This is a genomic window from Nocardioides panacihumi (assembly GCF_039530925.1).
In the GTDB taxonomy this organism is placed as follows: Bacteria; Actinomycetota; Actinomycetes; order Propionibacteriales; family Nocardioidaceae; genus Nocardioides; species Nocardioides panacihumi.
Map to the genome: position 1 here is coordinate 536,506 of NZ_BAAAPB010000002.1, position 23,867 is coordinate 560,372.

Here is a 23,867-nt window from a genome sequence, read left to right on the forward strand (position 1 = left end):
CGCGCCGGGCCCTGCATGTCCCTCCGGTCAGGATCCGCCCTCGGACAGTGGGGCGCGCCGACCGTTCATGATGACTTCGACATTGTCGTTCTCCAGACCGAGGCGCAGGGCGTTCGCGAAGCCATCGACGTCCGGAGGCATACTTTCCAACCCCGTTGCCACGACGGAAAACCGGAGACCCCCGTCGGCGAGCACCGAGTAGTTCATTATTCGGACGTTGTGCCAAGTCGCGGCCTCGCGCGCCACCGCGAGGACCTTCTCGCGTGGTGTGTCCTGCAGCGGCAGGTCGCCCACCTGGCTGCGAAGACGCCGCACGTGGAGCAAGATCTCGGCCAAGACGTCCGCCTGGTCCCGCGACGGCTGCCTGGGCTTACCGTTCTTGGCGGCTACCTCCTTGGCCGCTGCGATTGTCGTCTCTAGGGCGTCCCAGTAGGCGGCGAACCGGGCCGTGATGACGCCCTCCCCGACGCCTGCCACCGCCGCCAGACTCCGGAGCAAAGCCAGCGTTCCGCTTTTGTCGGCGACCTTCGCTTGGAACTGTGCGAGGGGGCCGGTCAGGTCAGTGGGGCGCGCGAGGTCGACCAGCAGCGGTACGACCCGCTGCTCGAACTCCGCTCCAGGGACTGTCTTGCTCAGTGCTCCAGCCTCGAAGTTCAGCCACGGAGCGTGCTGGTTCTCGGCCGTGACGACGACGATCCCGAACTGGGTCTCCCGGAGTTCCGCCTCGATCTGCACGAGCCCGCGCTGGCCCGCGGCGATGTCGGTGTCCGAGACCCAGGGCTCGACGTGGTCAAAGAGGAGGGGCAGCCAGTCACGCAGCGCGACCGCGACCTCGCGGGCAAGGTCGCCGGACCAACTGATGAAGACCTTGACGTCGCGCTGCTCGCCCACGCTGCGGAGACTAGTCAAGAACGCCGGGCGGCGCTCCCCTCCTGGGCGCTGAATACCCGACGCGAGAGGGCCCCCGACACTCCCGCGTCGCGTCGCGGTCGTCTGGCGCGTGAGGCCCGGCGAGGCCCCAGCGCTTAGCCAGGGCGCCGCGGGCCTCGCTGCCAGGCCGGGCTCAGGCGGCGGACGCGCCCTCGGCCTGGTCGAAGGGCACGGCATGGGCCCAGTAACCGTCGTACAGGCGCGCCAACTCGTCCCGCTGCCCGCTCAGGATCAGCTCGGAGTGCTGGCCCGTGTAGATCGCGTTGACGTTCGGGACGTTGCGGGCCGAGCCGTCGCCGATGATCCAGCGGTCGTGCGTGTCCCTGATCTTCGTCGAGTCGATCGTGCGCCACGACAGGGCGACCGATCGCTCGGCGAACTCCCTCCGCAGGTCGCGGTACTGCCGGAGCGGCCGCTTCCCCTCGTGCTCCGACAGGCGCAGCGACAGGACCCGGACCCGGCTGACCCGGGACCCGTCCACGGCCTCCCACAGTGCCTCCAGCGCGACCGGCATGAAGTGCTTGTCGAGCCAGTCGATCGACCCTTCGCACTCGGCCAGCACCCGCCGGAGCCACACCTTGTTCCCGTAGGGGGTGCTCGGCGAGATGAAGACGCTCGGCGGCACCGCCTCGCCCACGGCGGTGGCGGGCGAGTCCAGAACGTGCAGGGACGCCTTCCGCGGGTTGTACTCGACGAGCCCGGCGCGGTCCATCAGCGTGAGGAGCGACCCCACGGACCGGTCCGTCACGCCCGGGAAGCCCTGGCTGCGCAGCACTGTCTCGGCCCGGTCGCGGTCGGCGCCGGGCACGCCTGCCAGCAACTGGGTGATCGCGGTGGCGGCCGGGTGGGCCATGACGCGCCGGTGCAGGACCGCGCCCGCCGCGTCCTCGTCCCCCCGGATGAACCGGGCAGCGAAGTACGCCGACCCGTCCTCGGTCAGCGCCCGCGGGTCGCCGGTCACCAGCCCGATCACGTCCAGGAACGCCAGCAGCGGCTCGTCCGCGTTCTCGGGGCGGCGCTCGCCGACCCTGCGCAGGGCGTCCTCGTAGGTCTTCCAGCCCCGGTCAGGAAGCATTGTCGGGCTTCCCGATGGACTCCGCCAGGTCGGAGGCCGCCTGCACGGCCTTCCCCACGAGCGCGAACGCCGACGCGGGCAGCGGCTCGGTCGAGTGGACGGCCAGGACGATCTCCCCGGTGGCCGTCGGCCAGACCTGGCGCAGGACCGCCGGAGCGCCGGACCCCGAGGCGACGGGCGTGCGAGGCGGGGACGGCGGGGTCGCGTCGGTACCGCCCTGGGCCTCGACCTGCGGGTCGGCCTCCGCAGGCTCGGGGGCCGCGGCGGGCTCGGGGGCAGCGGGCTCGGCGGCCGCCGCCGAGTGGAAGGTCACGGTGCCCGCCTCGGCGTCGGACGTCGCGAGCCCGACAGCCGTGGCGCTGTCCACGAACGTCGCCACGAACTTGTCCTGCGACGTCGGGCTGACGCTCAGGTCGAGCGTGGCGCGGCGGCCGAGGACCTCCCGCTTGATCGGCACCCCCTTGGCCTGGTTGTCGTAGAAGTCCTTGAAGATCTTGCACGAGTCGAAGGCGCGCCTGAGGAGCGCCAGGTCGGCCGCCGGGTCGTCGGCCCTGGCCAGTTCCTTGCCGAGGGGCGTGAGGAGGACGCGGCCGCTCCTCGTGGTCACCAGCGACCAGTCCCTGAACGCGGCCAACTTGCTCTTGAACGGCCCGCTGTTCGGCGTCGAGTGGCCCAGGTACTGCGCGAAGGCCGTGGTCGACACCTCTGCCCCGTGCCCCCCGACCGTGTGGACCATCTCCGCCGCGCTCACGAGGTCCATCGTCGGGAACCCCTTGCCGCGCCTCGCGGGCTCGGCGTCGCTCGCGTCCGCCTTCTCGGTGACCGCGTCCGCGGTCGGTGCCTCGGTCATTCGTTGCCTCCTGGGCGTCGTTGGACTCCCAGGGTAGACGTGAACTCCCCTCGCATGTCAAGCGTTGTTTGTACCGGCGTGTCCTGTTCCGAACTCCGCACGACGTCTCCGGAGCCTTCCGAGTCCGTCGTCACACCGTCTTCCCAGGTCAAACGGCATGTGCTGCCGTACGCCCCTCGAGATCCCAGGTCTGGCCCGCGAGTTCACACGAGTATGCACACACGTTCGACTTCAAGGCACGCTCTCTGAGCGGGGCGGCTCGAACTATTCGATCTAAGCGAGCCTGACGCTGGACTCAACGCGACACCGGGGCAACTCCCCGGCACCGGGGCACGCTGACTCGCCCGCTACGGCGGCGACCCGCACCAGGGCGAGTCGGCGGCCGGTTCACTCCGCGGGCGTGATCGTCGGGTCCGGCACGAACAGCCGCCGGGTCGTCTTCCCCTCCCACCGCTGGACGGGGAGCGGGACGCTGGAGTCGCGCATGCCGGGGATCGGTCGGTTGCTCGCGCCGTGCCCGGTCGCCGCCTGGTGGCTCGGTCGCTGGTACGCGAACGGGGCGTCCCGCTGCTCCGTCTCGTACCGGCGGTCCCGCGCTCTGTCCCGCGTCCGCCGCGGGGTCCCGAAGTCGTACGGGGGTGCCCCGCGCAGTGCCTTTCTCACTGTCCGCACGTCGACGCCGAAGAGGGCGGCCAGTTCGTCCTGGCGTGGCCGGTTCCACGTCGGCCGGGCGTGAAGCCACCGCAGGCGCTCGACGTCCGCGACGGACAGGGCGGGCGGTCGACCAGGTTTCATACCGGAAAGATCACACGGAGCCGCCCGGAGCGCCGCGACCAGGCAGACGCGACCCCCCAGGGCTGACCTCCCCCCACTTCCCCCGACCTCCCCCAGGGGAGGTCGTCCAGGGGGCTGAACGACCACGCCTCCTCCCCCCACTCCTTAGGAGGGGGGAGGTGGGGGTCAGCCCTGACCGCGGGGGCAGACAGAGTCGACCACCCCCACCGGGGGGAAGTCACAACAGCAACCCGTCTGCGTGGAACGGCCGGACCAGCGTGTGCATCTTCGCGTTGCGTTCCCCGGTCGCGACCGTCACGCACCCGTCCTTGACCAGTGCCGCCAGCGCCGCCTGGACCCTGGCCTTGTTGCCGCCCGCGGCCGTCTCGACCGCCGACCCCGACAGGGGCCTCCCCGCCGCCTCCAACGCCCGGCTGACGCGCTCTTTGTCGGCGTTCGTCTTATCACCGAAGTCGGCGGCGGCGGTGCCCTCCGGTGCCAGCGAGATCACGCCGCCCTGGACCCGCAGCGCCGCCACGCGGTGGCCCAGCGGGTAGTTGCCGTGCCGGTCCTTCGCGCACACCAGGACCGCCCTGCCGTCCTGGTCGCGGCCGAACGGCGCCGCGACCTTCTGGAGGTACGCCGCGCCCGTGATCGCAGCCCGCTTGCGCTGTGACCCGATCGGCCAGAGTTCCTTGTCGCCCGCCTTGGTGGCGTGGTCGAGCAGGAGCACCGCGGCGCCCGCCTCGACCGCGAGCAGCGGCAGCGTGCGGAACCAGCGGGCGACCTCGTCGTCGGCGTTGGGGTTGGCGCCCGCCTGGGCCAGCGCCTCGCCGGTCGAGTCGACCACCACGAGGGACGGCCGCCGCTCGGCGAGCAGGGCCCGCAGCGCCGCCGTCGACACCAGGGTCAGCGGCTCGTCCGGGCGGAGGTAGACGAGCCGCTTGGCGACGTCGTCCGGCTCGACCCCGAGGTCGAGCACCAGGCGGGCGAGCGCCCCCTCGGCCGAGTCCTCCAGGTCGACGTAGACCACCGTCTCGCCCTTGGCGATCTCCTGGGCGGCCGTGACCAGGGCGGTCCAGGTCTTGCCCGCCGTGCTGTCGCCGTGGACGCCGTTGATCCGCCCGGCGTAGAACAGGCACCCGTCGCCGAAGTCGCCGAGCGTGGGGGCGGGGCGGTCGATGGTGCCGTCCCGCAGGCCCACCAGGACGTCCCGGAGGTCCACAGGGGACCACCCTGTGCCACCCAGGCGGCCCGCCCTGGCCTCCTCCACAGCCAGTGCCGCCCTGGCCTCCTGCTGGGCCCGGAGGCGTCGCACTTCGCCAGCCACAGCCAGGTCGTGGGGTGTGCGCTCGGCCGGGGTGACCTCGACCAGCGTGTCGGTCCCGGCGACGAGCAGGTGGTCCGTGACGTCCTTCCCGTGGGCCGCCTGCCGGAACGTCAGCGAGGCGGCCTGGCCGTCCAGGGTGTCGAGCACCTGGTTGGCCCACTTCTGCCCGGCCTCGTCGGCGTCGAGCACGGCGACGACGTGGGCTCCGTAGAGGGGCGAGACGTCGACCTTGTGCCAGGCGTTCGCGCCCCCCGAGCAGGTCGTGGCGACCTCGCCCGCGACCTCCAGGCTGTGGACGTCCTTCTCGCCCTCGACCAGCCAGACGGTGCGGCCCTCGGCGACCGCCCGGAGCACGGCAGGCAGCCGGTAGAGCAGGACCGCAGCGGTGTCGCCGGTCTGCACGAACTTCTTGCCCGGCAGGCGCTTCACGCTCTTGACGGGCGTGCCGTCCGCGTCGGTGTAGGTGTACGTCGCGCGCTCGTTGAACAATTGGCCGAGCCCGATCCCCAGGGCTCCCGCGACGGCCTCCTGGGAGCAGCCCGCGAAGCAGTGCAGGAGCACCCGGTCGGGCGCGTCCTCGACGTGCAGCGACGGGTTCCTGTCCTCGTGCGCCGGGCAGTTCCAGAAGTCCGGCCGGCCCTCGTCCGCCCGGCTCCCGCCGCGCTCCAGCGCCTCGACGACCCGCTCGTGGGCAGTCATCTCGGCCTGGGCGGCGTCCCACGCCTCGAAGTCCGGGTCAGTCATCGTTAGATCCCTTCTGTGACCCACCCTGGTCGTCTGCCTTCGCGTAGCGGTCCCGGTGGACGCGCTTGCGCTCCTGCCTCTTGGCGTTCTTGCGCTCGCGGGCGGTGAGGCCCGCCTCGTTCCGCTTGCCCATCACGAGCCTCGGACCAAGACGACGACCCACAGGGCGCCGTTGGCCACCTGACAGGCCAGGAGGGCGAGCACGGCCGGGCTCATCGCCTGCCCGCTTCCGCGATCGCGACGCACTCCGGGCAGGTCCAGTCGCGGGCGAAGCCGTTGACGTAGTCGCCGGGCAGGGGCTTGGCGCCGCAGAGTGTCAGGTCCTTGCAGCACTCCTCGGGGAAGGCGTGGACCTCCGGGGTCCTCTCCTGGCCGGTCATCACGCACCGTCCGCGGTGAGGAGCCGGGCGATCCGGGCCCGGCGCTCGGCGGAGAGAGGCGGCGCCTCGGCGACGGCCTTCTCGATGTACGCCTGGATCTTGGCTTCGGCGAGGGCGGCGCGGGCCTCGGCGATCTCGGCGGGGTCGACGTTGGCGGGGTGACGCGTGGCGCGGGCGACGCGGGACAGCGCCTTCTGGACACGGGGGTCGTGCGGCATGGCAGGGGTCCTCTCGGAACTCACGTTCCGAGGGGCCTTCGGCTCCTGCTCCGCCCGACGCGGCTACGGCCTACTGTTCCTCAGCGCCCCCTGTGGGGACTTCCGGGGCCCATCGTTGCCCGGCTGCTCTACCTGGTGCTCAGCGTGGTTTCGCTCGGCCTTCGCTGTCGGGTTCCGGCCGCCAATTCAATTATCCCTTGGATTGCTTGGGACGACCGCGGCTGCACCCTCCTCGCCGTCTCTCGAGCGGTCTCGCCTCAGGTGAGCCGACCTCCTGGGCCCACCCACCCAGGGCCCAGGAGGGGCAGCTCTGCGGCAGGCACAGTCGCAGACTCAGAGTGCTCTCCTGATGATCTGGGCCAGGTGGGAGTGTGCGGTGGCGCGGTGGTCCGGCAGGCCGCGGGCGGTGCCCATCGGCAGGGAGCGGCGGTCACGCTTGATGCTCCGGGCGCGCTTCAGGTCCTCGACGTTGTTGATGGAGGGCGCGCCCCAGAAGGGCTGCGAGATGAGCCAGTGCGCGGCGAGGGCGATCGCGACCGCCTGGTCGTCGTGCTTGCCGGAGTGGTGGTCGAGCCGGACCCGGCCGCTGGGCGAGGTCTTGACGATGACGGCGCCGAGTTCGTCGAGCAGGTCCTTCTCGTCCGGCACGGAGATGCGGCGCTCGCCGAACAGCCGGGACAGGTTGCTGGCCAGCCGGTCGATGCTCGCCTCGTGGAACGCGTACTCCTCGACCTCCACGCCGGACTCGCTGAGCGCCTGGCTCATCTGCTCGCCTTTGGCAGGGTCCATGCGGATGTGCGGGCGGCCGTACGCGCCGTGGTGGCGGCGGATCGCGGCCTCCACGGTCTCCAGCCGGACCGGCCGGGCCTTGGTCGGCAGCCAGCGGTCGACGTGGTCGACCACCACGCGGTCGCCCTCGCGGTGGGCCACGACGACCACGGAGGCGTCGACCTTGCGGCCCAGGTCGACGCCGATGCAGTACCGCTGCGCCGGGTCGTACGGCCGGGACGCGACGCCGCGCGCGACGGCGTCGGCCAGTTCGTCGGCCGACGCGAGGGCGTTCTCGGCGGCGGCGAACTCGTTGAGGACGTACCAGGAGAAGGCGGCGTCGCTGAGGGCGCCGCGCTGCTTCTCGACGTCCCGCGCCGACCACCACGGGCACGGGCCGGGCATGTACGAGAACCGCCAGTGGCCGTCGGCGCCCTCGCGGGCCTTCTTCACGACCTCGTGCGTCCAGTTGCCGGGGTCGCCCGCGGACGAGATCACAAGCAGGCGACTGTCGGGCCTCTTCGGCATCGCGGACACGACGGCGTGCCAGAGCATGCGGGCCCCGCGGGTGTCCTTCCAGGCGCAGAACTCGTCCACGATCACGAGCCAGGGCGTGTGCCCCAGGGCGGACGGCGCGTCGGCCGATTCGATGGTCAGGGTGGCGCCCGTGGCCGGGTTCTCCACCTTGTCGGCGATCACCTTCAGGAGGCCCTGGTCGACCAGCGGCTGCGTCAGGTGGGTCAACTTCTCCATCAGGAGCGCCGCCTGGTCCTTGTCCACGGCGTACACCAGGGACCGGCTGTTGGCGGGCTGGATGGTCAGCAGGCAGGCCAGCGCGACCAGGGAGGCGTCCTGGGTCTTGCTGCCGCCGCGCGGCCGGAGCCACATGTGCCACGAGCCCGGCTCGCGGATCACGGCGTACGCGTCGTCCACCTGCTGCTTGGTCGCCACCGACTCCCACGGCGCGGCCCGCGACTTCGGCCCGGCGTCGATGCGGAAGGCGTTGAGCAGCGCGACGGCGTCGCTCCAGGGCTCGACCGGCGCCTGCGGGCTGGCCTTCTTGGCCTCGCGGTACTCCCGCTCGGTGGCCAGCCTGCACGGGTAGCACGTCTCAAGGCCGGTGCTCGGCGTGACGTAGACGTTCTCCAGGTCGTCCAGGTCGTGCAGGCCGTTTCGGCACAGCCTTGGCGCCGTCACAGCGGCCCCGTGATGACGCCGTGAGCCGACTCGACGATGAGGAGGAAGTCGCCCTGGTCGGCCGCGAGCGCCGCAGTCCACTTCGCATGGCAGGCGCCGCAGGGCGGCTCCGGTACGGCGTTCGGGTGCTCCCTCCGCTGCTCGGGCGTGAGGAGGTTGTAGAGGTCGATCCTCGCCTGGCACTCCCGGTGCAGGCCCTCGACGCGGATCACGACTGCCCCCTCAACGCGGCCTCAAGAGCGGCGACACGGGCCAGGGCGTCGGCGAGGTTCGGCGGGCGCTCCTTGAAGTGGACCTGGGCGTGGGCCCACGGTTCGGCGGACGGCGGCAGGCCGGTGTCCAGCCAGGCCCGCAGGCCAAGCGGCGGGTCCTCCTCGTCGTAGGCGAGGCCCTGGGCCGTCATGTACGCCCTGGCGACGGCGCGGGTGCCGACCGCGCCGATGGCCTGCAGCGCCTTGACGCAGTCGTCGCACACGACGTACTCGCGCAGGTCGGGGCCCTGGGTCAGGGTCTTTGTCCAGGACGGACCGTGCCAGTCGCGGGACTCGCCGACGCCGCAGAAGCCGCAGCCCCGGTACCCGACCGGCGGCCGGAAGGTGGCCGCCTCGGGCAGCACCGGGCGCCGGACCTCGAAGGCGCGGGCCTTCAGGACCCCCGCGTACGCGCGCCGCAGGTCGCGGCGTAGGCCGCGGTCGACGTGGGCCCACGCCTTCGCCTGCGGGTCCGCGAGGTTCTGGCTGGCGTACAGCACCTTGGACAGGGCCTCCCCCAGCGCGTCGTTGAAAAACGGGGCGGCGGCGTCCCAGCGGTCCTCGGACCGGCCGAGCACGCGGAGGGCGGCGCGGACGGCCACGCCGGACTCGTCCGGCCGGAGGCTCACGCAGTCGTCGCACACGCCGACCTCGAAGAACTGCGGCAGGGCGTGCGGGGGAAAGCCCGTGTGCTGCTGCCAGGCGAGCCGCTGACCCGTCTCGACGCCGCAGATCTTGCACGGTGCAGGGCCGATCGGGGCCTTCATGACTGCTCCTTCATCTCGCGGGCGATGAGGCGGTCCTTGACCGTCTCGGGCATGCTGGCCCAGTTGGAGATGCGCTGGGCGAGCCGGGCACGGGCGGCGAGGGTGTTGACCCGCCGCGTCGCGGGTCTTGACGGAGACGGCTGCGACGCGGCGGGTGTCTGGGGGGCGTAGACGAGGTCGTTCAGGGGCTCGGCGGACTCGCCGAAGGCGGCGGCGGCGCGGCGGTAGGGCTCGATCATCACGACTGCCCCGCGATCAGCGCGGCGGCCTCGGTGACGAGGGCGGCGGCCTGGGCCATGACGAGGTCGCGGCGGGCCTCGACCACGCGGGGGTCGTCCTTGGCCCGGTACTTCCTGAGGGCCGCGAGGCGGGCGTGGGCGCTCCGGACGGAGAGGGGTGACGGCGGGATGTTCAGCATGGGCGCTCCTGGAGGTCGACTGATCTGTCGACTCCGCGGCCCTCACGCCAGTCCGGTGTCTACGTCAATTCTCCCCCGAGTCGCGGGGAGCAGGTTGTTCCGACAGGTCAGGTCCCAGTTCCGGCTGCCAGGGTGCGCGTTGGGCAGAACCGGGTTAAGATTCCTTCTATAGGAACAGGACGCCGCCGTGCGCCTGGCTGATCAGGCCCGGCTGGACCCGGCCGCTGCCGCCGCCGACGAGGCTGGGCTTCGTCGCATCGTGGTGCGGTGCGGAGTACGGCGGCCTCCTCACCAGCCCCGCGGCCGGGTCCAGCGAGCCGGCCAGTGAGCGGATCGCCGTCAGCTCGACCGACTCCTCGGCGTCGAGGTCGGGCAGGATCCCGGGGATCCGCTCGGCGAGCGAGGTCTTGCCGCAGCCCTTCGGCCCCGTGAGCAGCAGGTGATGTCCACCTGCCGCGGCGACCTCGGCCGCGAACTTCGCCTCGCGCATCCCGACCAGGTCGGACATGTCGAGCTCGTCGAGCCGCGCCTGGCCGCGCCAGCCCAGGTAGGAGTGGGAGGCGGGGTCCGGCACGGGCGGAGCGCTCGGCACCTCCTCGTCACGCAGCTCGGCGACGACCTGGCCCAGCGATCGCACACCGAGGACGATGACGCCCGGCACCATCGCCGCCTCGCGTGCCTGTGGCTCCGGCACGACGACGCAGCGGACACCGCGTCGTGACGCGGCGAGCACCATCGGCAGCACGCCGGGCACCGACCGCAGGCCCCCGTCGAGGCTCAGCTCACCGATGAAGACCGTCCCTTCGAGCGCGCCACGGGGCACGACGTCGGCGGCGGCCAACACGGCGACGGCGATGGCCAGGTCGTAGTGCGTGCCGGTCTTGGGCAGGTCGGCCGGCGAGAGCAGCACGGTGATCCTGCGGGTCGAGGGCCATTCGAGCCGGCTGTTGACCACGGCCATGCGGACCCGGTCGCGCCCTTCGGCCAGGGTCGCGTCGGCCCTGCCGACCAGTGTCGTCCCGACCTGACCGGGCGACACGTCCGCCTGGACGTCGATGAGGTGGCCCACGGCGCCTTGGAGCGCCACCGTGTGCGTGCGAGCGAACCCCATCACAACAGCCCGCGGACGTGGTCCACGCTGGCGGCACCGCGCGTGGCCCGCATGACACCCACGAGGTCGATCCGGATCCCGGGTGGGTGCAGCCCGTGCTCGACCGCCCACCGCTCGGCGAGCCGACGGAGCCGGTCGAGCTTCTCGGCCCCGACCGCCTCGTGCGGCGTGCCGCCGACGGAGCCGCGTCTCGTCTTCACCTCGCACACGACCAGCAGGTCACCCTCGCGCAGCACCAGGTCGAGCTCGCCCTCGTCGCACCTCCAGTTGCGGTCGAGGACGACCATCCCGCCCGCGGTCAGATGCCTCTCGGCCACTGACTCGCCGTACCGTCCCAACGCCGAACGCGCCGCTGCTGTGGTGCTCATGCCGCCGACCTCCCGAGCTCATCGCTGAAGTACGACGAGCATCGAGGGCGCCTCCGACGACCGCGCTGTACGCCGGCGTCAGCTGTGGACGGCCCGACGGGCGGTCCCGGCTGGGGACGGGAAGTGGCCCGTCCTCAGTCGATGAGGCGGACGACCGCCTGGCCGATGTTGGGGTTGTAGTGGACGCTGTTGTGCTGCGCGTCGGCCGACAGGGCGTCCTTGTTGAACACGAACACCCGGAGCACCTTGACCGACGAGCCGTTGATGTCCGTGCCGTTCGCAGCCGTCGCGGCCGACGTCTGGGTCTCGTCGGTGATGAACGCGGGCACGAACTCCTTGATCGGCTGGAAGTTCTTCTGCGCCCGGTCGTTGGCGAAGACGACCGGCAGCCACACGAAGCGCGGCGACTCGGTCACCGAGGGGTCCAGCATGCTCGGGTCGACGCCGTTCAGCTGTGCGATGTCGTCCAGCGTGTGACCCGGCGTCAGGAAGCAGGAGAGCACGTCGTTGTTGATCGTGTTGCCGCCGATCACCAGGTTCGGCCGGACCGAGGCGGGCGTCCTCGGGCAGCGGGTCGCGCCGTTCGCGACGTCGAGACGTCCCCGCGGGATGCCGCCACTGCCGAAGAGACCGTCGTAGGTCTTCGGACCGTCGTTGCCGGTGTCGCCGACGATGCAGTTCTTCCCGTTCGCCGAGACGTTGTCCACGATGCCGCCGGGGATGTCGCCGTCGGCCTTTCCGCAGTCCTTGCTCGGGTCCGGAGGGCAGGAGTTCCCGGGGGTGGTGCAGAACGGCTGGATCTCGTGGTCCAGCCCGTAGGCGATGTTGCGGGCGAACGCCTTCTGGAGGTTGCTCTCGTCCTTGCGCGGGCTCGACAGCTGGCCGAACTCACCCCGGTCGGAGCCGATGCAGCCCACCGGCACGCTCGACGGACTCGCGCTCGCCGTCGGCGAGGACGACGCGATGGGCGACGAGCTGGTCGTCGACGAGCTCGTCGGGCTGGGCGTCGCCGTGCCCGTCACCGTGAGCGTGAGCGAGGTGGTGGACACACTCGGCGCGACGTTGCCCTTGGGCTGGATGTACGCGTAGACGTGCCACACGCCGGCGGTGGCGGTCAGCTCCGTCTTGACGGTGAAGTCAGGGACGTTCAGCGGGTTGGTGATGACCTGCTTGTCCTGGGCCGCGTAGTCGATGAAGCGCGAGAAGTCGGGCGAGTAGATGCGGATCGTCGCCCGGTCGGTCTTCTTCGTGTCGATGTTGCTGATGGTGAGCCCGTGGATGAGCACCGAGCCGCCCTGGGCGACGGTGTAGTTCGAGCCGGAGAGCACGTGGGTGCCGACCGCGTCGGGAGGGGCCGTGGCGGTCGCTGTCGCCGTCGCCGTCGCAGTCGCGGTGGCGGTCGGGCTCGACGTCGGGGTCGGGGTCGGCGTGGGCGTCGGGGTCGGGGTCGGCGACGAGGCCGAGCCACCGGTGGTGTCGGCCAGGGCCGCCCCGTAGCCGCACCCCTGCGGCAGCCAGAACGGGAGCGTGTCCTGCATGTCGGGCAGGACGGACTCGACCACGACGGTGGCGGTGCGCTGCACGTTCTTCTTGTGGAAGCCCATGATGCCGGCCAGGCCGAAGTCGACCGTCGCGACCGGGGACAGCACCCGCATGGCCAGGCAGGCGGTGACGCTCGGGTTGCACGTCGTTCGGTCGGCGTTGAGCCAGGTGATCTCGCCGTTCCTCGTGACCCCGTCCAGGAGCTGCGCTCCCGTGATCGTCGTCGACGACCCGTGGACCTGGTTCTCGCTGTTCACGAGGTACGAGGCGACGGCGGCGGCGATGGTCGCCGGCTCGTGACCTGCGAGGCTCGCCGACGCAGGCAGCCCGATACCGGCGGACACGGCGCTGATGTCGACCTGCTTCTGCACCGACCGCTTCCGCGACCAGGCGTTGCCGAGATCGACGGTGAGCGCGGCGGAGCAGAAGAGCAGGACGGACAGGATCGCGACGACGACCGCGACCGCGCCGCGATCGTGCCGGGAGAACGGGGAGAGCCGCGCGCGCAGGCGCGGCGGGATCAGGTGCATGTCAGCGCCCCGGGCTGCGTGTCGACGCTCTCCACCCTGGCCTCGGCCGAGGCGGTCACCATCCCGTCCTTCGGGAACGGCACGAACGGGAGGTGGAAGTCGTAGCCCTTGAACTTCACCGCCACGTTGACGGTGTCGTTGACGCGGATCTCGGTGGCGCTGTTCCGGGAAGCGACCGGGATCAACGGGTTCTGCACGTACCTGCGGGAGATCGTGACGACCTTCCCCGAGCCGACGAAGCCGTTGATCTTCCCGGTCACGTACGACTTGAAGTCGGTGCAGACGACCGGGTCGCCCACGGCTGCCCGGCGAGCGGCGTCGCGTGCGATGTCAGCGCCGCCCTGCATCGTCCAGAAGTAGAAGCCGTACTGGATGATGCCGAACACGATGATGAGCAGCGGGACCAGCAACAGGGCGAACTCCACGGCGGCCGCACCGTGATCGGTACGCCGCCGAACGGATCGCTTCTCCGAGCCTGCCACGTCGCTGAGAGTAGGGCTCAGGGCGCGCTCTGGCATCAGAGTCGAGGCCCTTGGGGGCATTTGCTGGTCCCCCGGTCGAGGAAATGCCCCGTTCGGACTACTCGAAGGGGGACCCCTTCCCGAGTTCGGCGTCAACCGTTCAGGTGAGCACGCCCTCGCCCGATGGATCCGTGCCACCTCCTCGGCATGCCGGTCCCGGGCCACCGGGGTCCCGACCGGTCTGGCCCGGGTGGGCCATGCCCGCCTGGCTCGTTGGGATGAACTCGGCGCCAATCGCCCACAAGACCGGGCCCTTAGCCCCTAACTTGACGCCTCGGGGGCCGTCTCTTGGGGAGGGAGCACCGAGCATGCGCAGGACATCGGGATCCGGTCGTCGCGGCGCGGTCATCATCGAGACCGCGCTCGTCGCGCCGCTCCTGCTGGTGATCGTGTTCGGGATCGTCGAGATGGCGTTCCTGAAGAAGGACGACGCAGCACTGGCCTCCTTGGTGCGCGCCGGCGGCCGTACGGCGGCGTCGGCCCTGGCAGACCATCGCGAGCAGTCCCACCAGCCGTCCGAGTTCTGCGCGCCGCCCGCCTGCTCGGTCGAGAACGCGCCGGAGCTCGCGGACGCCGCAGCCACCGCGATCGTGCACTCCGACGCCCGCCTGTCCAAGGACGCGATCGACGAGCTGTGGGTCTACAAGGCGAACGCGAAGGGCTACCCCGGCAAGGCGGACAGCACCGGCTTCAGATCCTGCGTCAACGCCTGCGTCGTCTACCGCTGGAGCCCGGAGCACCGGACGTTCGAGTACGTCAGCGGCAGCTGGCTGGCCGACGACATCTCAGCATGCGTGGACAGCCAGGACTCGGTCGGGATCTACCTCAAGGCGACGCACGAGTTCCACACCGGGCTCTTCTCGCGCGGGGTCGACATCACCGACCATGCGGTGTTCTCGTTCGACTCGACGGGGCCGACCAGCTGCTCGGCACGTGTGGGCGGCGGCGCGGACACCGTCCGGACGGACTCCGTCCGGTAGCGCCCGACCGGGGTCACTTGGGCGGGTCGATCTCCGCCGGCTGGAGCTCTTCGACGTTGACGTCCTTGAACGTCAGCACCTTGACGTTCTTCGCGAACCGCGCCGGGCGGTACATGTCCCAGACCCAGCAGTCGGTCATCGAGATCTCGAAGAACACGTCCCCGCCCTCGCTGCGTGCCTTCACGTCGACCTGGTTGCACAGGTAGAAGCGACGGTCGGTCTCGACGACGTACTTGAAGATGCCGACGACGTCGCGATACTCGCGGTAGAGCGTCAGCTCCATCTCGGTCTCGTACTTCTCGAGGTCCTCGGCGCTCATGCACTCTCCTCATTCGTTGGAGCCTCGATCGGTACGACGACGGGCAGTTCCGACTCTAGTCCGGCGACCACCCCCGGCAGGCTCCAGGACCGCCGGTGGTGCGCCGTCGGCCCGAACCGCGCGAGCGCGTCGATGTGGGCCGGCGCCGAGTAGCCCTTGTTCTCGACCCAGCCGTACTCCGGGTGCTGCGAGTCGAGCTCGACCATCAGCGCGTCGCGCGCCGTCTTGGCGAGGATGCTGGCGGCCGCGACCGCTGCGCAGGTCAGGTCGGCCTTGATGCGCGTGAGCACCGGCGGCACGACCTCGACGAGCCCCTCGACCGGCCCGGGCGCTCCGAAGAGCGCGTCCTGCTCGGGCGGGGTGAGGTAGTCGTGGTTGCCGTCGAGCAGCACCTGGTCGGGCGTCAGCGTGAGCTGTCCGAGGGCGCGGTGCCCGGCGAGTCGGAGCGCCGCGATGATGCCGAACTCGTCGATCTCCGCCGGAGTCGCGTGCCCGACCGCCCAGCAGGCCGCCCAACGCTGGATCCGGGGCGCGAGCCGCTCCCGGGCCTCGGGGGTGAGCAGCTTGCTGTCGCGCACCCCCTGCGGCGCCGTCCGCGTCGTCTCGGAGACGACCACGATGCCGATCGTCACCGGACCGCACAGCGCGCCGCGACCGACCTCGTCGCACGCCGCGAGGTGGCGAACACCTCCGCGCAGCAGGGTGCGCTCGAATCGGAGCGTCGGGGCGGCCGTCATCTCGAGGGCACCTCGTCGAAGCTGTCCGGAGCGTGCTCGATGCGGAACTTGCTGGCCGGCCACACCACGGCCATCACCTTGCCCACGACGAGGTCGGAGGCGACCCACGGCGAGTCCGAGCAGTCGGTCTCGGCAGCCGTGCAGAGATGGTAGGAGGAGTCGGCCGAGTGGGCCCGGTTGTCGCCCATGACGAACAGCATGCCCCTCGGGACGGGCGGCGTCTTCCAGTGCTTCACGCCGGGCATCGGTCCGTAGCAGACACCGGCGGTCCCGGGGTCGCAGCCGTTGCCGCCCGGGCGTGCGTACGCCGACTCGTCGACCGCCTTGCCGTTGACGAGGAGCCGACCTTGCTTGTCGCAGCACTCGACGACGTCGCCGGGCACTCCGATGACGCGCTTCACCAGGTGGCCGCCGGACGGGTAGAGGCCGACCTTCGTCAGCAGCTGCGTGACCGGGTTCGACGCCTGCGAGACATCCTCGGGGCCGAGCCAGCCGCCCGGGTCCTTGAAGACGACGACGTCGCCGCGCGCCGGCGTCCCGCCGAACCAGTACGACGGCTTCTCGACCAGGATCCGGTCGTTCTTCACCAGCCCTGGCTCCATCGACTCCGACGGGATGTAGAACGCCTGGACGAACAGCGCCTTGATCACGATCGCGAGGACCAGCGCGCCGGCCAGGAGGAGCAGCGTCTCCTGCCAGACGGGCAGCGCCGCACGCCCACGGGAGGGCCGGCGAGAAACAGAGGACCGCGACCCCCCATCCGTCTCGGCGGTGGTGAGATCGCGGTCCTCGTAAGTCACGCGCAGAGTCTAAGGAGACTCCGACCGATCGGCCTGATCAGGCCTCGCGACGCTCCTTGATCTTCGCCTTCTTGCCGCGCAGGTTGCGCAGGTAGTAGAGCTTCGCCCGGCGGACGTCACCGCGGGTGACGACCTCGAGGGTCTCGAAGATCGGGGAGTGCAGCGGGAAGGTGCGCTCGACGCCGACGCCGAAGGAGACCTTCCGGACGGTGAAGGTGCGGCCGACGCCGGAGCCGTGGACGCGGATCACGACACCCTGGAAGATCTGGACGCGGGAGCGGTTGCCCTCGACGACCTTCACGTGGACCTTGACGGTGTCGCCGGCGCGGAAGTCCGGGACGTCGTCGCGCTTGATGTTGTTGCCGATCTCGGCAAGCAGGTTGCTCATGATCTCTCCTCACAGATGCCACAGGTCAGCCGCGGTGTGGGAACGTGCTGTTCAGATGCGGACCTCGTGCTGCTGGCCGGCGGCGTGCGGTTCCCCCTGTGGCAGGAGCCCGACGCAGACACTCCGCTCGATCGTGCCCGGAGCTGTCCTTCGGCCGACGAGGCCAAGCGATGAGTCTGCCACAGTGCCGTCAGGAGCCCGAAATCCGTCCGCGGCGGCGCTTGGTCATGACGACGGCGAGCGGCGGTGGCTCGATGTCCGGCCGGAGACGGAACCCCGCCTTCTTGTAGAGCCGCTGGTTGCGGGTGGCCGTGGCGCCGGTGAACAACCAGTACGACGTCGCCTCGGCCGGAGCGACCGCCTGGATGTGCTCGAGCAGCAGCCGCCCCAGGCCCCTCCCCTGCAGGTCGGGGGCGACCATCAGCCGGCCGATGTCCCAGACCCGCTCACCGTCCGGCCCGTCGTCCATCCGCCCGCGGACCGAGCCGACGAGCCGGCCACCGGAGCGGACGACGTACGTCTGCCAGCGGTCGAGCTCGGCGACGACCGTCGCCAGGTCCTCCTGCAGGGCGGGGATCTCCAGCGACTGCGCGTCGAACGCCTCGGCGAGCCAGCAGGCGCGCTGGAGCGTGAGGATCTCGCCCGCATCGCTCCGCGTCGCGGGCACGACGTCCCAGTCGATGGCGGCGCTGCTCACGTGGAGCAGGTCCGGCCGGCGCTCCGCGGTGCGCTGCAGTCGCTGCTCGTGGCGCCAGGCCGCGATCCGGGCGTGGTCGCCGCTGAGCAGCACCGGCGGGACGTCGTGCCCGCGCCAGGTGGCGGGCTTGGTGTAGACGGGGTATTCGAGCAGCCCCGATCCCTCCCCCGAGTGGGACTCCTCGGCCAGGGACGCGGCGTTGCCCATGAAGCCCGGAAGCAAGCGCACGACCGCCTCCGTGATCGCGAGGGCGGCGACCTCTCCCCCGTTGAGGACGTAGTCACCGATGCTGATCTCACGCACGTCGGCGACCGTGCGGGCGTGGTCGAGCACCCGCTGGTCGATGCCCTCGTAGCGCCCGCAGGCGAACACGATCCGCTCGCGGCTCGCCAGCTCGGTCGCGAGCGCCTGCGTGAACGGCTCGCCGCTCGGCGTCGTGAAGACGATCGCCGTCCCCCGGTCCACGCCGAGCTCGTCGAACGCCTCGCCGAAGGGCTCCGGCTTCATGACCATGCCCGCTCCGCCGCCGTACGGCGTGTCGTCGACCGTGCGGTGCCGGTCGTGCGTCCAGCCGCGCACGTCGTGGACGTGCACCTCGAGGAGACCGCTGTCGATCGCCTTCCCGGGCAGGCTCAACGAGAGAGGCGTCAGGTAGTCGGGGAAGATCGTGAGGTAGTCGAGCCTCACTCGTCCTCCTCCGGCAGCGGCGTGACCAGCCCGGGGCGGTCCTCGATGACGACCTTGCGCTCGGCCAGGTCGACCACGGGCACGAGCGCCTTGACGAACGGCACCAGCGCCTCGCGGCCGTCCACCGTGCGGATCGTGAGCAGGTCCTGCGCCCCACCGTGCAAGAGCCCGGTGACCTCGCCGAGGCGGGTGCCGTCGACGTCGTACGCCGCCAGGCCGACGAGCTGGTGGTCGTAGTACTCGTCCGGGTCGTCGGGCGAGGCGTCGGCGGGGATGTCGGTGTAGAGCAGCACGCCCCGCGCGGACTCGGCGGCCTCGCGACCCGACAGCTCCTCGAAGAGGAGGTGCAGGATGCCCTGGTGCCAGCGGCTCGCCGCGACGGTGAGGACGGGGTGGCCGAAGGCCGAGCCCTTGGGCGGCACGGCACGCAGCCGTGCGCCGTCGGCGAAGCGCCGGTCCGGCTCGTCGGTCCGGACGTCGATCGTCACGTGACCACGGATGCCGTGCGGCTTGCCGATGCGGCCGATCAGGACCTCGATGGACTCCACGGAGGACATTCTCGCGTAGCCGACGGGACATCCGACCCTGGGGTCACAGCTGACCGGGGACTCCGCCCCGCCCGCACACCAGCCCTCGCAACCGCTCGGCCTCCGCGCGCTCGTGCGCGTGGAGCAGCCCGAACGTGAAGCCGCTCTCCCCGGCCGGGACCCCGCTCACCAGGCGCCTCAGGGTCGCCTCGGCGACGACCGCGTCCTGGAAGTCACCGAGCAGGACCTGGACGACCTTGAACCGCTTGCGTTGCGACTTGCCGTGCCCGAGCGGCCGGAGCAGCTCCCCGGCGTACCGCGCCCGCTTGGCCGCCTTGCGTGCTCTGTGCAGCTCGACGTCGGCGCCGCTCGCGCACGCCGCGACCAGTCGCCGCTCCGCCTTCTCGGCCGCCTTCCGGGCGCGCTTGCGCAGCGCGCGCGGATCACTGTCCGCTCCCGGTGGGTCGACCCGCCACGCCTCGAGGACCGTGCACAGTGCGTCGTATCGGGGCGACCCGATCGCCTTCGCGATCTCCTCCTGCGCCTGGACCTGCTCGGCGTACAGGGTGCCCTCGATCCGCGCCGCGACCGATCCCAGCACCTGCTCGGGCGGCAGCTCGCCGAGCGCCGTGGCGAACCGTGCCCGCTGGACCTGCCGGTCGCGCACCGCGCCCAGCAACCCGGCGAACCAGCGCAGCTCCTCGTCCGCCCACGCCACGTCCGCGGGCGCGAGCTCGAGCAGGGGCGCGAAGACCCTCAGCGTGCTTCGCAGCCGGCGGGTCGCCACGCGCGTGCGGTGGACCGCTTCAGCGTCCGGCAGTCGCGGGACTCCGGCGAGGATCCGGCGGGCCTGTTCGCCCACGTATGCCGCGAGCGGCTCATCGCGTCGACCCATCGGCGGCCTCCTCTGCGGGCGGGGCACCACCGTAGCGATGGAGACGCAGAACGGGCGCCACCCACGAAGGGTGACGCCCGTCCGGTGTCGAGCTGAGCTGCGAGGCCTAGCGGCGCCGGTCCACGTCGACGAAGTCGACGCGAGCACCGTTCTTACCGGCCAGCGCTCCGATGACCGTCCGGAACGCGGAGGCCGTGCGGCCTCCCCGGCCGATCACCTTGCCGAGGTCGTCGGGGTGCACCCGGACCTCGAGGATCGAACCGCGGCGCAGCTGCTTGTCACGCACCACGACGTCGTCGGGGTGGTCGACCACGCCGCGGACGAGGTGCTCGAGCGCCTCGGCGAGCATGCTCAGGCCTCGGGAGCGGGCTCAGCGGCGGGGGCCTCGGCCTCGGCGGCCGGAGCCTCGGTGGTCTCGGCCGGAGCCTCCTCCACCTTCTTCTCAGCCTTCTTCGACGCCTTGGTCGTGGCCGCGGCGGTCGGAGCGGAGTGAGCCTCGGCCAGGGCCTTGTTGAAGCGCTCGAGCTTGTCGGGCTTCGGCGCGGCGACCTTCAGGGTGCCCTCGGTGCCGGGCAGGCCCTTGAACTTCTGCCAGTCGCCGGTGACCTTGAGGATGACCTCGACGGCCTCGGTCGGCTGAGCGCCGACGCCGAGCCAGTACTGGGCGCGGTCGGACTTCACCGCAATGAAGGACGGGTCCTCCTTGGGGTGGTACTTGCCGATCTCCTCGAGCACCCGGCCGTCGCGCTTCTTGCGGGAGTCGACGACGACGATGCGGTACTGCGGCACCCGGATCTTGCCCAGGCGCTTCAAACGGATCTTGACAGCCACGTCTGTGGTATTCCTTCGGAATTCGTGTGTGGGTGAGGATCGCACGACCAGGTGGGGAACACCGGCGCCCGCTCCTCGGCGGACACTGCATCGGCCGGTGAGAGGGGCCGCCCGTTGCAGGACTCGACAGACAAGTCTGCCAGAGGTCGAGCCAGGGGCAGAAATCCGACCGATAACGTCCTCCGCGACGATCACTTCGACGAAGGAGGGCGAGTGCGCCGCTGGGCCACTGCCGCCGTACTGCTGGCACTGCTCGCCGGCTGCGCACCCGCGCACCCGGCCGGGACCGTCCGGCACCGGTCGGAGCCCTGGACGGGGACGTCGGCGTACTGCTGGCCGCTCGAGGGTACGCCGGACCTGCCGTTCCGCTGGATCGTCACCGGGGTGCGGCCTGCCCACGCCGGCTCCTCGTCGCCCCGCACCGTCAGCGTCCAGGTGGTGCGCACACCCGCCGCCGACGTGGCGACGGACCTCGACCGCGCGCTCCCCGGGAGCGGATGGCGGCGGCCCGCCGGCTCCTGGCCGGTCGGGACCCCCGCCCGGTTCACCGACCACGAGGGCCGGACGGTCACGGTACGGGTCGTCCCGCTGCCCGGCGCCCTTGCCGGCACGCCCGTGACGTCGACGATCGTCCTCGACCTCCCGCGCGGCGTGACGATGTCTCGCACGCGACCGCCGTGCCCCGACGGGAGCGCGTCGTGAGGCGCCTGGCGGCGGCGATCGCGCGCCACCCGCTCCTGCTGGCGCTCGTCGTCGCCAACGTGGCCGTGAAGATCTGGCTGTGGCCCCGCACGGGCCATGCGTCCTTCACCGGCGACGAGATCTACTACCACGAGGCCGGCCAGGCGATCGCCGACCTGATGCGCCAGGTCGCGACCTTCCAGGCTCCGGACACCACGCTCGTGCGGGACTCGCTGGTCAGCGACGGCTCGTTCCTGCCCGGCAACGCGATCCTGCTGGCCCCGCTCTACCTGCTCTCGCCACACGCCGACGCGGCCACGACGCGGCTCTACCTCGGCGTACTGACCACGGTCGCGCTCTTCGCTCTGGCCGTCTTCGTCCACCGGCGCCTGGGCGCTCGTGCGGCGGGCCTGCTGCTCGTCACGGGCTGCGTGCCGATGTGGGCGCAGTTCTCCTACGCACTGTGGGCCGACCTGATGGCGGGTCTCGTCCTCGTCGTCCTCGTGCTCGAGCTGCTCCGCGTCGGCCTCGACTGGTACGCCGGCCGGCCACTGCGCCTGCGGACCGGCGTCTGGATCGGCGTCCTCGCCGCCGGCCTCCTGTACCTGCGCTCCAGCTCCCTCCCCGCGTCGCTCGGGGCGCTCGCACTGCTCCTCGTCGGGACGCTCCTCCTCGGTCGGGCGACGTGGCGGCGGAGCCTCGTGGCCGCGGCCCTGGCCTGTGTCGTCTTCGTCGCGCTCCTGGCGCCGTGGTCGGTGACGGCCAGCCACTACCTCGGTGCCCGCGTCGTCACCACGACGACCCTCCCGCTTTCGCGTGCCGTCGCCTTCGGTCACGTCGACGACGTGTGCTTCGGCCCGTGCCCGCCGGGCAGCATCTGGACCAGCTCGATCCGCTACTCGCGGGGCATCGCGGCGCTCACCGGCCAGAGCGAGGTCGACGTCCAGCGCGAGATGTCCGCCTACGCGCTCCGCGACTCCGACCTGCGCTCCTGGATCGCCCAGGTCCGGGGCGACTTCGGGCGGTTCGTCTTCAAGCCGGGCGGGTTCGCGCGCCGCTTCGAGGCGCGACCGGCACCGCCGGCCGACTCCACCCACATCCGTCTCGTCACCTGGCCGACCGTCGTGCTGTACGGCGCCCTCCTGGTCGCCTTCGCGCTGGCACTGCTGGTCGTCGTCCGCCGGGGCGTGCGCGACCAGCTGGCGCTCCTGCTCCTGAAGCTGTTCGGCGCGGCAGCCCTGGTGCAGCCGTTCGTGCACATCTCGAGCGGACGCTACTGGCCGTCCTTCGCGCCGTTGCTCGCCGTCATGGCCGCCGTGCTGCTCGACCTCGCGCGGCCCGGCCGCCGGGCCGAGCCCGGCCTGCGGATCCTGACGGTGGCGCAGGCGCTGGTGACGGGCTTGGTCGCGGTCGTGGCCGCGGTCGTGCTCCTCGGCTAGACGACCGCGCCCCTCAGGACGACCGCCGACGGCCGCGCCAGCACGGTCAGGTCGGCCAGCGGGTCGGTGTCGTAGACGACGAAGTCGGCCTCGCTCCCCTCGGCCAGGTCCGGAGAGAAGCCGAGCCACTCCCGCGCCCGCCAGGACGCCGCCCCGAGGGCGACCTCGGCCGGGAGGCCGATGCGGTGCAGGGCCACGACCTCCTCGTGGAGGACGCCGTGCCGCTGACCGCCGGCCCCGTCGGAGCCGGCGAAGAGCGGCACCCCCGCGTCGTACGCCGTCAGGAGGGTGGCGCGCCGCCGCGCGAAGAGGTCGGTCATCGTCGAGGCGTACTGCGGGAACTTGCCCTCGGCCGCGGCGGCCAGCCCGGGGAAGATCTCGGTCTGGACCACGGTCGGCACCAGCGCGGTGCCGCGCTCGGCCATCGCACCGACGAGGTCGGGCGTCAGGCCGGTGCCGTGCTCGATGCAGTCGATGCCCGCCTCGATGAGCCCGGGCAGGACGTCGCGGCCGAAGCAGTGGGCGGTGACCTTCGCGCCCGCCTCGTGGGCGACCTTGACCGCCTCGGCGAAGTCCTCGGCCGGGAACGACGGCGTCAGGTCGCCGGCCTCGCGGTCGATCCAGTCCCCCACCAGCTTCACCCAGCCGTCTCCGCGCCTGGCCTGCTCGGCGACCGCGGTCGCGAGGTCGGTGGGCTCGACCTCGTCGGCGAAGTTGCGCATGTAGCGACGCGTGCGGGCGACGTGCCGACCCGCCCTGACCAGCCTCGGCAGGTCGTCGCGGTCCTGGATCCAGCGGGTGTCGGCCGGCGTACCGCAGTCGCGGACGAGCAGCGCCCCGCCGTCGCGGTCGGCGATCGCCTGCTGCTCGGTCTCCTCACGGCTCACCTCGCCGTCGGCGCCGAGGCCGAGATGGCAGTGCGCGTCGACGAGACCCGGCACGATCCATCCGGAGGCGACCGTCTCGGCGCCGGCCTGGTGCTCGTAGGTGACGCGGCCGTCGACGACGTACAGGTCGCGGACCTCACCGCTCGGCAGGACCGGACCGTGGAACCGCAGGACCGTCATGCGAGGCACGTTACCGGCAGCCGGGACGTCATACGGATCGGCTCC

At 71.6% G+C, this 23,867-nt stretch carries 29 protein-coding genes and 1 pseudogene; 3 read left to right on the forward strand and 27 right to left on the reverse strand.

Features of this window, described 5'->3' with window-relative positions; translation table 11 throughout:
• Window positions 1–27 precede the first annotated feature (27 nt).
• The 16 genes from ABD205_RS11710 to ABD205_RS11785 all read right to left on the reverse strand — a co-directional run bounded on the left by ABD205_RS11710 (window position 28) and on the right by ABD205_RS11785 (window position 13,735).
• On the reverse strand, window positions 28–891 hold the full coding sequence (locus ABD205_RS11710; protein WP_344045002.1) for a TIR domain-containing protein: 864 nt from the start codon (window positions 889–891) through the stop codon (window positions 28–30).
• Between the two features lie 172 nt (window positions 892–1,063).
• Window positions 1,064–2,005: a hypothetical protein gene (locus tag ABD205_RS11715; RefSeq protein ID WP_344045003.1), complete on the reverse strand. Its 942-nt coding sequence runs from the start codon at window positions 2,003–2,005 to the stop codon at window positions 1,064–1,066.
• The gene (locus tag ABD205_RS11720; protein ID WP_344045004.1) at window positions 1,995–2,855 is read right to left on the reverse strand and encodes a hypothetical protein; all 861 of its coding nucleotides are present in this window, start codon (window positions 2,853–2,855) and stop codon (window positions 1,995–1,997) included. The genes ABD205_RS11715 and ABD205_RS11720 overlap by 11 nt, the downstream gene beginning before the upstream one ends.
• Before the next feature lie 387 nt (window positions 2,856–3,242).
• The gene (locus ABD205_RS11725; RefSeq protein ID WP_344045005.1) at window positions 3,243–3,518 is read right to left on the reverse strand and encodes a hypothetical protein; all 276 of its coding nucleotides are present in this window, start codon (window positions 3,516–3,518) and stop codon (window positions 3,243–3,245) included.
• A gap of 349 nt (window positions 3,519–3,867) precedes the next feature.
• A complete protein-coding gene (locus ABD205_RS11730; protein WP_344045006.1) occupies window positions 3,868–5,703 on the reverse strand; it encodes an AAA family ATPase in 1,836 nt (611 codons plus the stop codon).
• A gap of 212 nt (window positions 5,704–5,915) precedes the next feature.
• Entirely contained in the window at window positions 5,916–6,083 is a 168-nt protein-coding gene (locus ABD205_RS11735) for a hypothetical protein (protein ID WP_344045008.1), read from the reverse strand.
• Window positions 6,083–6,301 carry a hypothetical protein gene (locus ABD205_RS11740; protein ID WP_344045009.1) on the reverse strand — a complete coding sequence of 73 codons (219 nt, stop codon included), beginning with the start codon at window positions 6,299–6,301 and terminating at the stop codon, window positions 6,083–6,085. Before ABD205_RS11740 ends, ABD205_RS11735 begins: the two co-directional genes overlap by 1 nt.
• 333 nt (window positions 6,302–6,634) lie before the next feature.
• The gene (locus ABD205_RS11745) at window positions 6,635–8,266 is read right to left on the reverse strand and encodes a terminase large subunit domain-containing protein (protein WP_344045011.1); all 1,632 of its coding nucleotides are present in this window, start codon (window positions 8,264–8,266) and stop codon (window positions 6,635–6,637) included.
• Window positions 8,263–8,478: a hypothetical protein gene (locus ABD205_RS11750; RefSeq protein WP_344045012.1), complete on the reverse strand. Its 216-nt coding sequence runs from the start codon at window positions 8,476–8,478 to the stop codon at window positions 8,263–8,265. The genes ABD205_RS11745 and ABD205_RS11750 overlap by 4 nt, the downstream gene beginning before the upstream one ends.
• Window positions 8,475–9,284 (reverse strand): hypothetical protein, encoded by an 810-nt coding sequence (locus ABD205_RS11755; RefSeq protein WP_344045013.1) that lies wholly within the window; start codon window positions 9,282–9,284, stop codon window positions 8,475–8,477. The genes ABD205_RS11750 and ABD205_RS11755 overlap by 4 nt, the downstream gene beginning before the upstream one ends.
• The gene (locus ABD205_RS11760; protein ID WP_344045015.1) at window positions 9,281–9,523 is read right to left on the reverse strand and encodes a hypothetical protein; all 243 of its coding nucleotides are present in this window, start codon (window positions 9,521–9,523) and stop codon (window positions 9,281–9,283) included. The genes ABD205_RS11755 and ABD205_RS11760 overlap by 4 nt, the downstream gene beginning before the upstream one ends.
• On the reverse strand, window positions 9,523–9,702 hold the full coding sequence (locus ABD205_RS11765; RefSeq protein WP_344045017.1) for a hypothetical protein: 180 nt from the start codon (window positions 9,700–9,702) through the stop codon (window positions 9,523–9,525). The genes ABD205_RS11760 and ABD205_RS11765 overlap by 1 nt, the downstream gene beginning before the upstream one ends.
• 166 nt (window positions 9,703–9,868) lie before the next feature.
• Window positions 9,869–10,813 (reverse strand): ATP-binding protein, encoded by a 945-nt coding sequence (locus ABD205_RS11770; RefSeq protein WP_344045019.1) that lies wholly within the window; start codon window positions 10,811–10,813, stop codon window positions 9,869–9,871.
• Entirely contained in the window at window positions 10,813–11,181 is a 369-nt protein-coding gene (locus tag ABD205_RS11775; protein ID WP_344045020.1) for a YraN family protein, read from the reverse strand. The genes ABD205_RS11770 and ABD205_RS11775 overlap by 1 nt, the downstream gene beginning before the upstream one ends.
• Window positions 11,182–11,315: 134 nt before the next feature.
• A complete protein-coding gene (locus ABD205_RS11780) occupies window positions 11,316–13,253 on the reverse strand; it encodes a hypothetical protein (RefSeq protein WP_344045022.1) in 1,938 nt (645 codons plus the stop codon).
• Window positions 13,244–13,735, reverse strand: a complete 492-nt coding sequence (locus tag ABD205_RS11785; RefSeq protein ID WP_344045024.1) for a TadE/TadG family type IV pilus assembly protein — start codon at window positions 13,733–13,735, stop codon at window positions 13,244–13,246. Before ABD205_RS11785 ends, ABD205_RS11780 begins: the two co-directional genes overlap by 10 nt.
• A 347-nt stretch (window positions 13,736–14,082) precedes the next feature.
• On the opposite strand from ABD205_RS11785, the gene ABD205_RS11790 reads away from it, so the two are divergent.
• Entirely contained in the window at window positions 14,083–14,754 is a 672-nt protein-coding gene (locus ABD205_RS11790; protein ID WP_344045026.1) for a TadE family protein, read from the forward strand.
• A gap of 13 nt (window positions 14,755–14,767) precedes the next feature.
• On the opposite strand, the gene ABD205_RS11795 is transcribed toward ABD205_RS11790, so the two are convergent.
• From ABD205_RS11795 to rpsP, 10 genes and pseudogenes are all read right to left on the reverse strand, one after another.
• Window positions 14,768–15,073, reverse strand: coding sequence for a DUF2469 domain-containing protein (locus ABD205_RS11795; RefSeq protein ID WP_344045027.1), 306 nt, complete (start codon window positions 15,071–15,073; stop codon window positions 14,768–14,770).
• Window positions 15,070–15,810, reverse strand: a complete 741-nt coding sequence (locus ABD205_RS11800; RefSeq protein ID WP_344045028.1) for a ribonuclease HII — start codon at window positions 15,808–15,810, stop codon at window positions 15,070–15,072. The genes ABD205_RS11795 and ABD205_RS11800 overlap by 4 nt, the downstream gene beginning before the upstream one ends.
• Window positions 15,807–16,610: a signal peptidase I gene (lepB, locus tag ABD205_RS11805; protein WP_344045030.1), complete on the reverse strand. Its 804-nt coding sequence runs from the start codon at window positions 16,608–16,610 to the stop codon at window positions 15,807–15,809. The genes ABD205_RS11800 and lepB overlap by 4 nt, the downstream gene beginning before the upstream one ends.
• A 37-nt stretch (window positions 16,611–16,647) precedes the next feature.
• The gene (rplS, locus tag ABD205_RS11810; protein WP_344045031.1) at window positions 16,648–16,998 is read right to left on the reverse strand and encodes a 50S ribosomal protein L19; all 351 of its coding nucleotides are present in this window, start codon (window positions 16,996–16,998) and stop codon (window positions 16,648–16,650) included.
• Between the two features lie 190 nt (window positions 16,999–17,188).
• Window positions 17,189–17,695: a GNAT family N-acetyltransferase gene (locus ABD205_RS11815; RefSeq protein WP_344045875.1), complete on the reverse strand. Its 507-nt coding sequence runs from the start codon at window positions 17,693–17,695 to the stop codon at window positions 17,189–17,191.
• Window positions 17,696–17,701: 6 nt separating this feature from the next.
• A pseudogene (trmD, locus tag ABD205_RS11820) lies at window positions 17,702–18,382 on the reverse strand (tRNA (guanosine(37)-N1)-methyltransferase TrmD); the annotation flags it as partial.
• A complete protein-coding gene (rimM, locus tag ABD205_RS11825; protein ID WP_344045033.1) occupies window positions 18,379–18,939 on the reverse strand; it encodes a ribosome maturation factor RimM in 561 nt (186 codons plus the stop codon). The gene rimM and the pseudogene trmD, both read right to left, overlap by 4 nt.
• Window positions 18,940–18,973: 34 nt before the next feature.
• On the reverse strand, window positions 18,974–19,804 hold the full coding sequence (locus tag ABD205_RS11830) for a CHAD domain-containing protein (RefSeq protein ID WP_344045035.1): 831 nt from the start codon (window positions 19,802–19,804) through the stop codon (window positions 18,974–18,976).
• A gap of 106 nt (window positions 19,805–19,910) precedes the next feature.
• A complete protein-coding gene (locus tag ABD205_RS11835; protein ID WP_344045037.1) occupies window positions 19,911–20,153 on the reverse strand; it encodes an RNA-binding protein in 243 nt (80 codons plus the stop codon).
• 2 nt (window positions 20,154–20,155) lie between these two features.
• The gene (gene rpsP / locus ABD205_RS11840; protein WP_344045039.1) at window positions 20,156–20,635 is read right to left on the reverse strand and encodes a 30S ribosomal protein S16; all 480 of its coding nucleotides are present in this window, start codon (window positions 20,633–20,635) and stop codon (window positions 20,156–20,158) included.
• A 213-nt stretch (window positions 20,636–20,848) separates the two neighbouring features.
• Between rpsP and ABD205_RS11845 the strand changes: the two genes are divergently transcribed.
• Both ABD205_RS11845 and ABD205_RS11850 read left to right on the forward strand, forming a co-directional pair.
• Window positions 20,849–21,337 carry a hypothetical protein gene (locus tag ABD205_RS11845; protein WP_344045040.1) on the forward strand — a complete coding sequence of 163 codons (489 nt, stop codon included), beginning with the start codon at window positions 20,849–20,851 and terminating at the stop codon, window positions 21,335–21,337.
• Window positions 21,334–22,755, forward strand: a complete 1,422-nt coding sequence (locus ABD205_RS11850) for a hypothetical protein (protein WP_344045041.1) — start codon at window positions 21,334–21,336, stop codon at window positions 22,753–22,755. The genes ABD205_RS11845 and ABD205_RS11850 overlap by 4 nt, the downstream gene beginning before the upstream one ends.
• Here ABD205_RS11850 and ABD205_RS11855 read toward each other — a convergent pair.
• Entirely contained in the window at window positions 22,752–23,822 is a 1,071-nt protein-coding gene (locus tag ABD205_RS11855) for an amidohydrolase family protein (RefSeq protein ID WP_344045042.1), read from the reverse strand. The genes ABD205_RS11850 and ABD205_RS11855 overlap by 4 nt on opposite strands.
• Window positions 23,823–23,867: the final 45 nt, after the last annotated feature.

What these genes read in the sequence shown, in the direction of transcription:
- ABD205_RS11715 (WP_344045003.1), bottom strand. Translation starts at nt 2,005, where the DNA reads ATGCTTCCTGACCGGGGCTGGAAGACCTACGAGGACGCCCTGCGCAGG.
- ABD205_RS11720 (WP_344045004.1), bottom strand. Translation starts at nt 2,855, where the DNA reads ATGACCGAGGCACCGACCGCGGACGCGGTCACCGAGAAGGCGGACGCG.
- ABD205_RS11730 (WP_344045006.1), bottom strand. Translation starts at nt 5,703, where the DNA reads ATGACTGACCCGGACTTCGAGGCGTGGGACGCCGCCCAGGCCGAGATG.
- ABD205_RS11735 (WP_344045008.1), bottom strand. Translation starts at nt 6,083, where the DNA reads ATGACCGGCCAGGAGAGGACCCCGGAGGTCCACGCCTTCCCCGAGGAG.
- ABD205_RS11740 (WP_344045009.1), bottom strand. Translation starts at nt 6,301, where the DNA reads ATGCCGCACGACCCCCGTGTCCAGAAGGCGCTGTCCCGCGTCGCCCGC.
- ABD205_RS11755 (WP_344045013.1), bottom strand. Translation starts at nt 9,284, where the DNA reads ATGAAGGCCCCGATCGGCCCTGCACCGTGCAAGATCTGCGGCGTCGAG.
- ABD205_RS11760 (WP_344045015.1), bottom strand. Translation starts at nt 9,523, where the DNA reads ATGATCGAGCCCTACCGCCGCGCCGCCGCCGCCTTCGGCGAGTCCGCC.
- ABD205_RS11765 (WP_344045017.1), bottom strand. Translation starts at nt 9,702, where the DNA reads ATGCTGAACATCCCGCCGTCACCCCTCTCCGTCCGGAGCGCCCACGCC.
- ABD205_RS11770 (WP_344045019.1), bottom strand. Translation starts at nt 10,813, where the DNA reads ATGGGGTTCGCTCGCACGCACACGGTGGCGCTCCAAGGCGCCGTGGGC.
- ABD205_RS11775 (WP_344045020.1), bottom strand. Translation starts at nt 11,181, where the DNA reads ATGAGCACCACAGCAGCGGCGCGTTCGGCGTTGGGACGGTACGGCGAG.
- ABD205_RS11780 (WP_344045022.1), bottom strand. Translation starts at nt 13,253, where the DNA reads ATGCACCTGATCCCGCCGCGCCTGCGCGCGCGGCTCTCCCCGTTCTCC.
- ABD205_RS11790 (WP_344045026.1), top strand. Translation starts at nt 14,083, where the DNA reads ATGCGCAGGACATCGGGATCCGGTCGTCGCGGCGCGGTCATCATCGAG.
- ABD205_RS11795 (WP_344045027.1), bottom strand. Translation starts at nt 15,073, where the DNA reads ATGAGCGCCGAGGACCTCGAGAAGTACGAGACCGAGATGGAGCTGACG.
- ABD205_RS11800 (WP_344045028.1), bottom strand. Translation starts at nt 15,810, where the DNA reads ATGACGGCCGCCCCGACGCTCCGATTCGAGCGCACCCTGCTGCGCGGA.
- rplS (WP_344045031.1), bottom strand. Translation starts at nt 16,998, where the DNA reads ATGAGCAACCTGCTTGCCGAGATCGGCAACAACATCAAGCGCGACGAC.
- rimM (WP_344045033.1), bottom strand. Translation starts at nt 18,939, where the DNA reads ATGTCCTCCGTGGAGTCCATCGAGGTCCTGATCGGCCGCATCGGCAAG.
- ABD205_RS11830 (WP_344045035.1), bottom strand. Translation starts at nt 19,804, where the DNA reads ATGGGTCGACGCGATGAGCCGCTCGCGGCATACGTGGGCGAACAGGCC.
- ABD205_RS11835 (WP_344045037.1), bottom strand. Translation starts at nt 20,153, where the DNA reads ATGCTCGCCGAGGCGCTCGAGCACCTCGTCCGCGGCGTGGTCGACCAC.
- ABD205_RS11855 (WP_344045042.1), bottom strand. Translation starts at nt 23,822, where the DNA reads ATGACGGTCCTGCGGTTCCACGGTCCGGTCCTGCCGAGCGGTGAGGTC.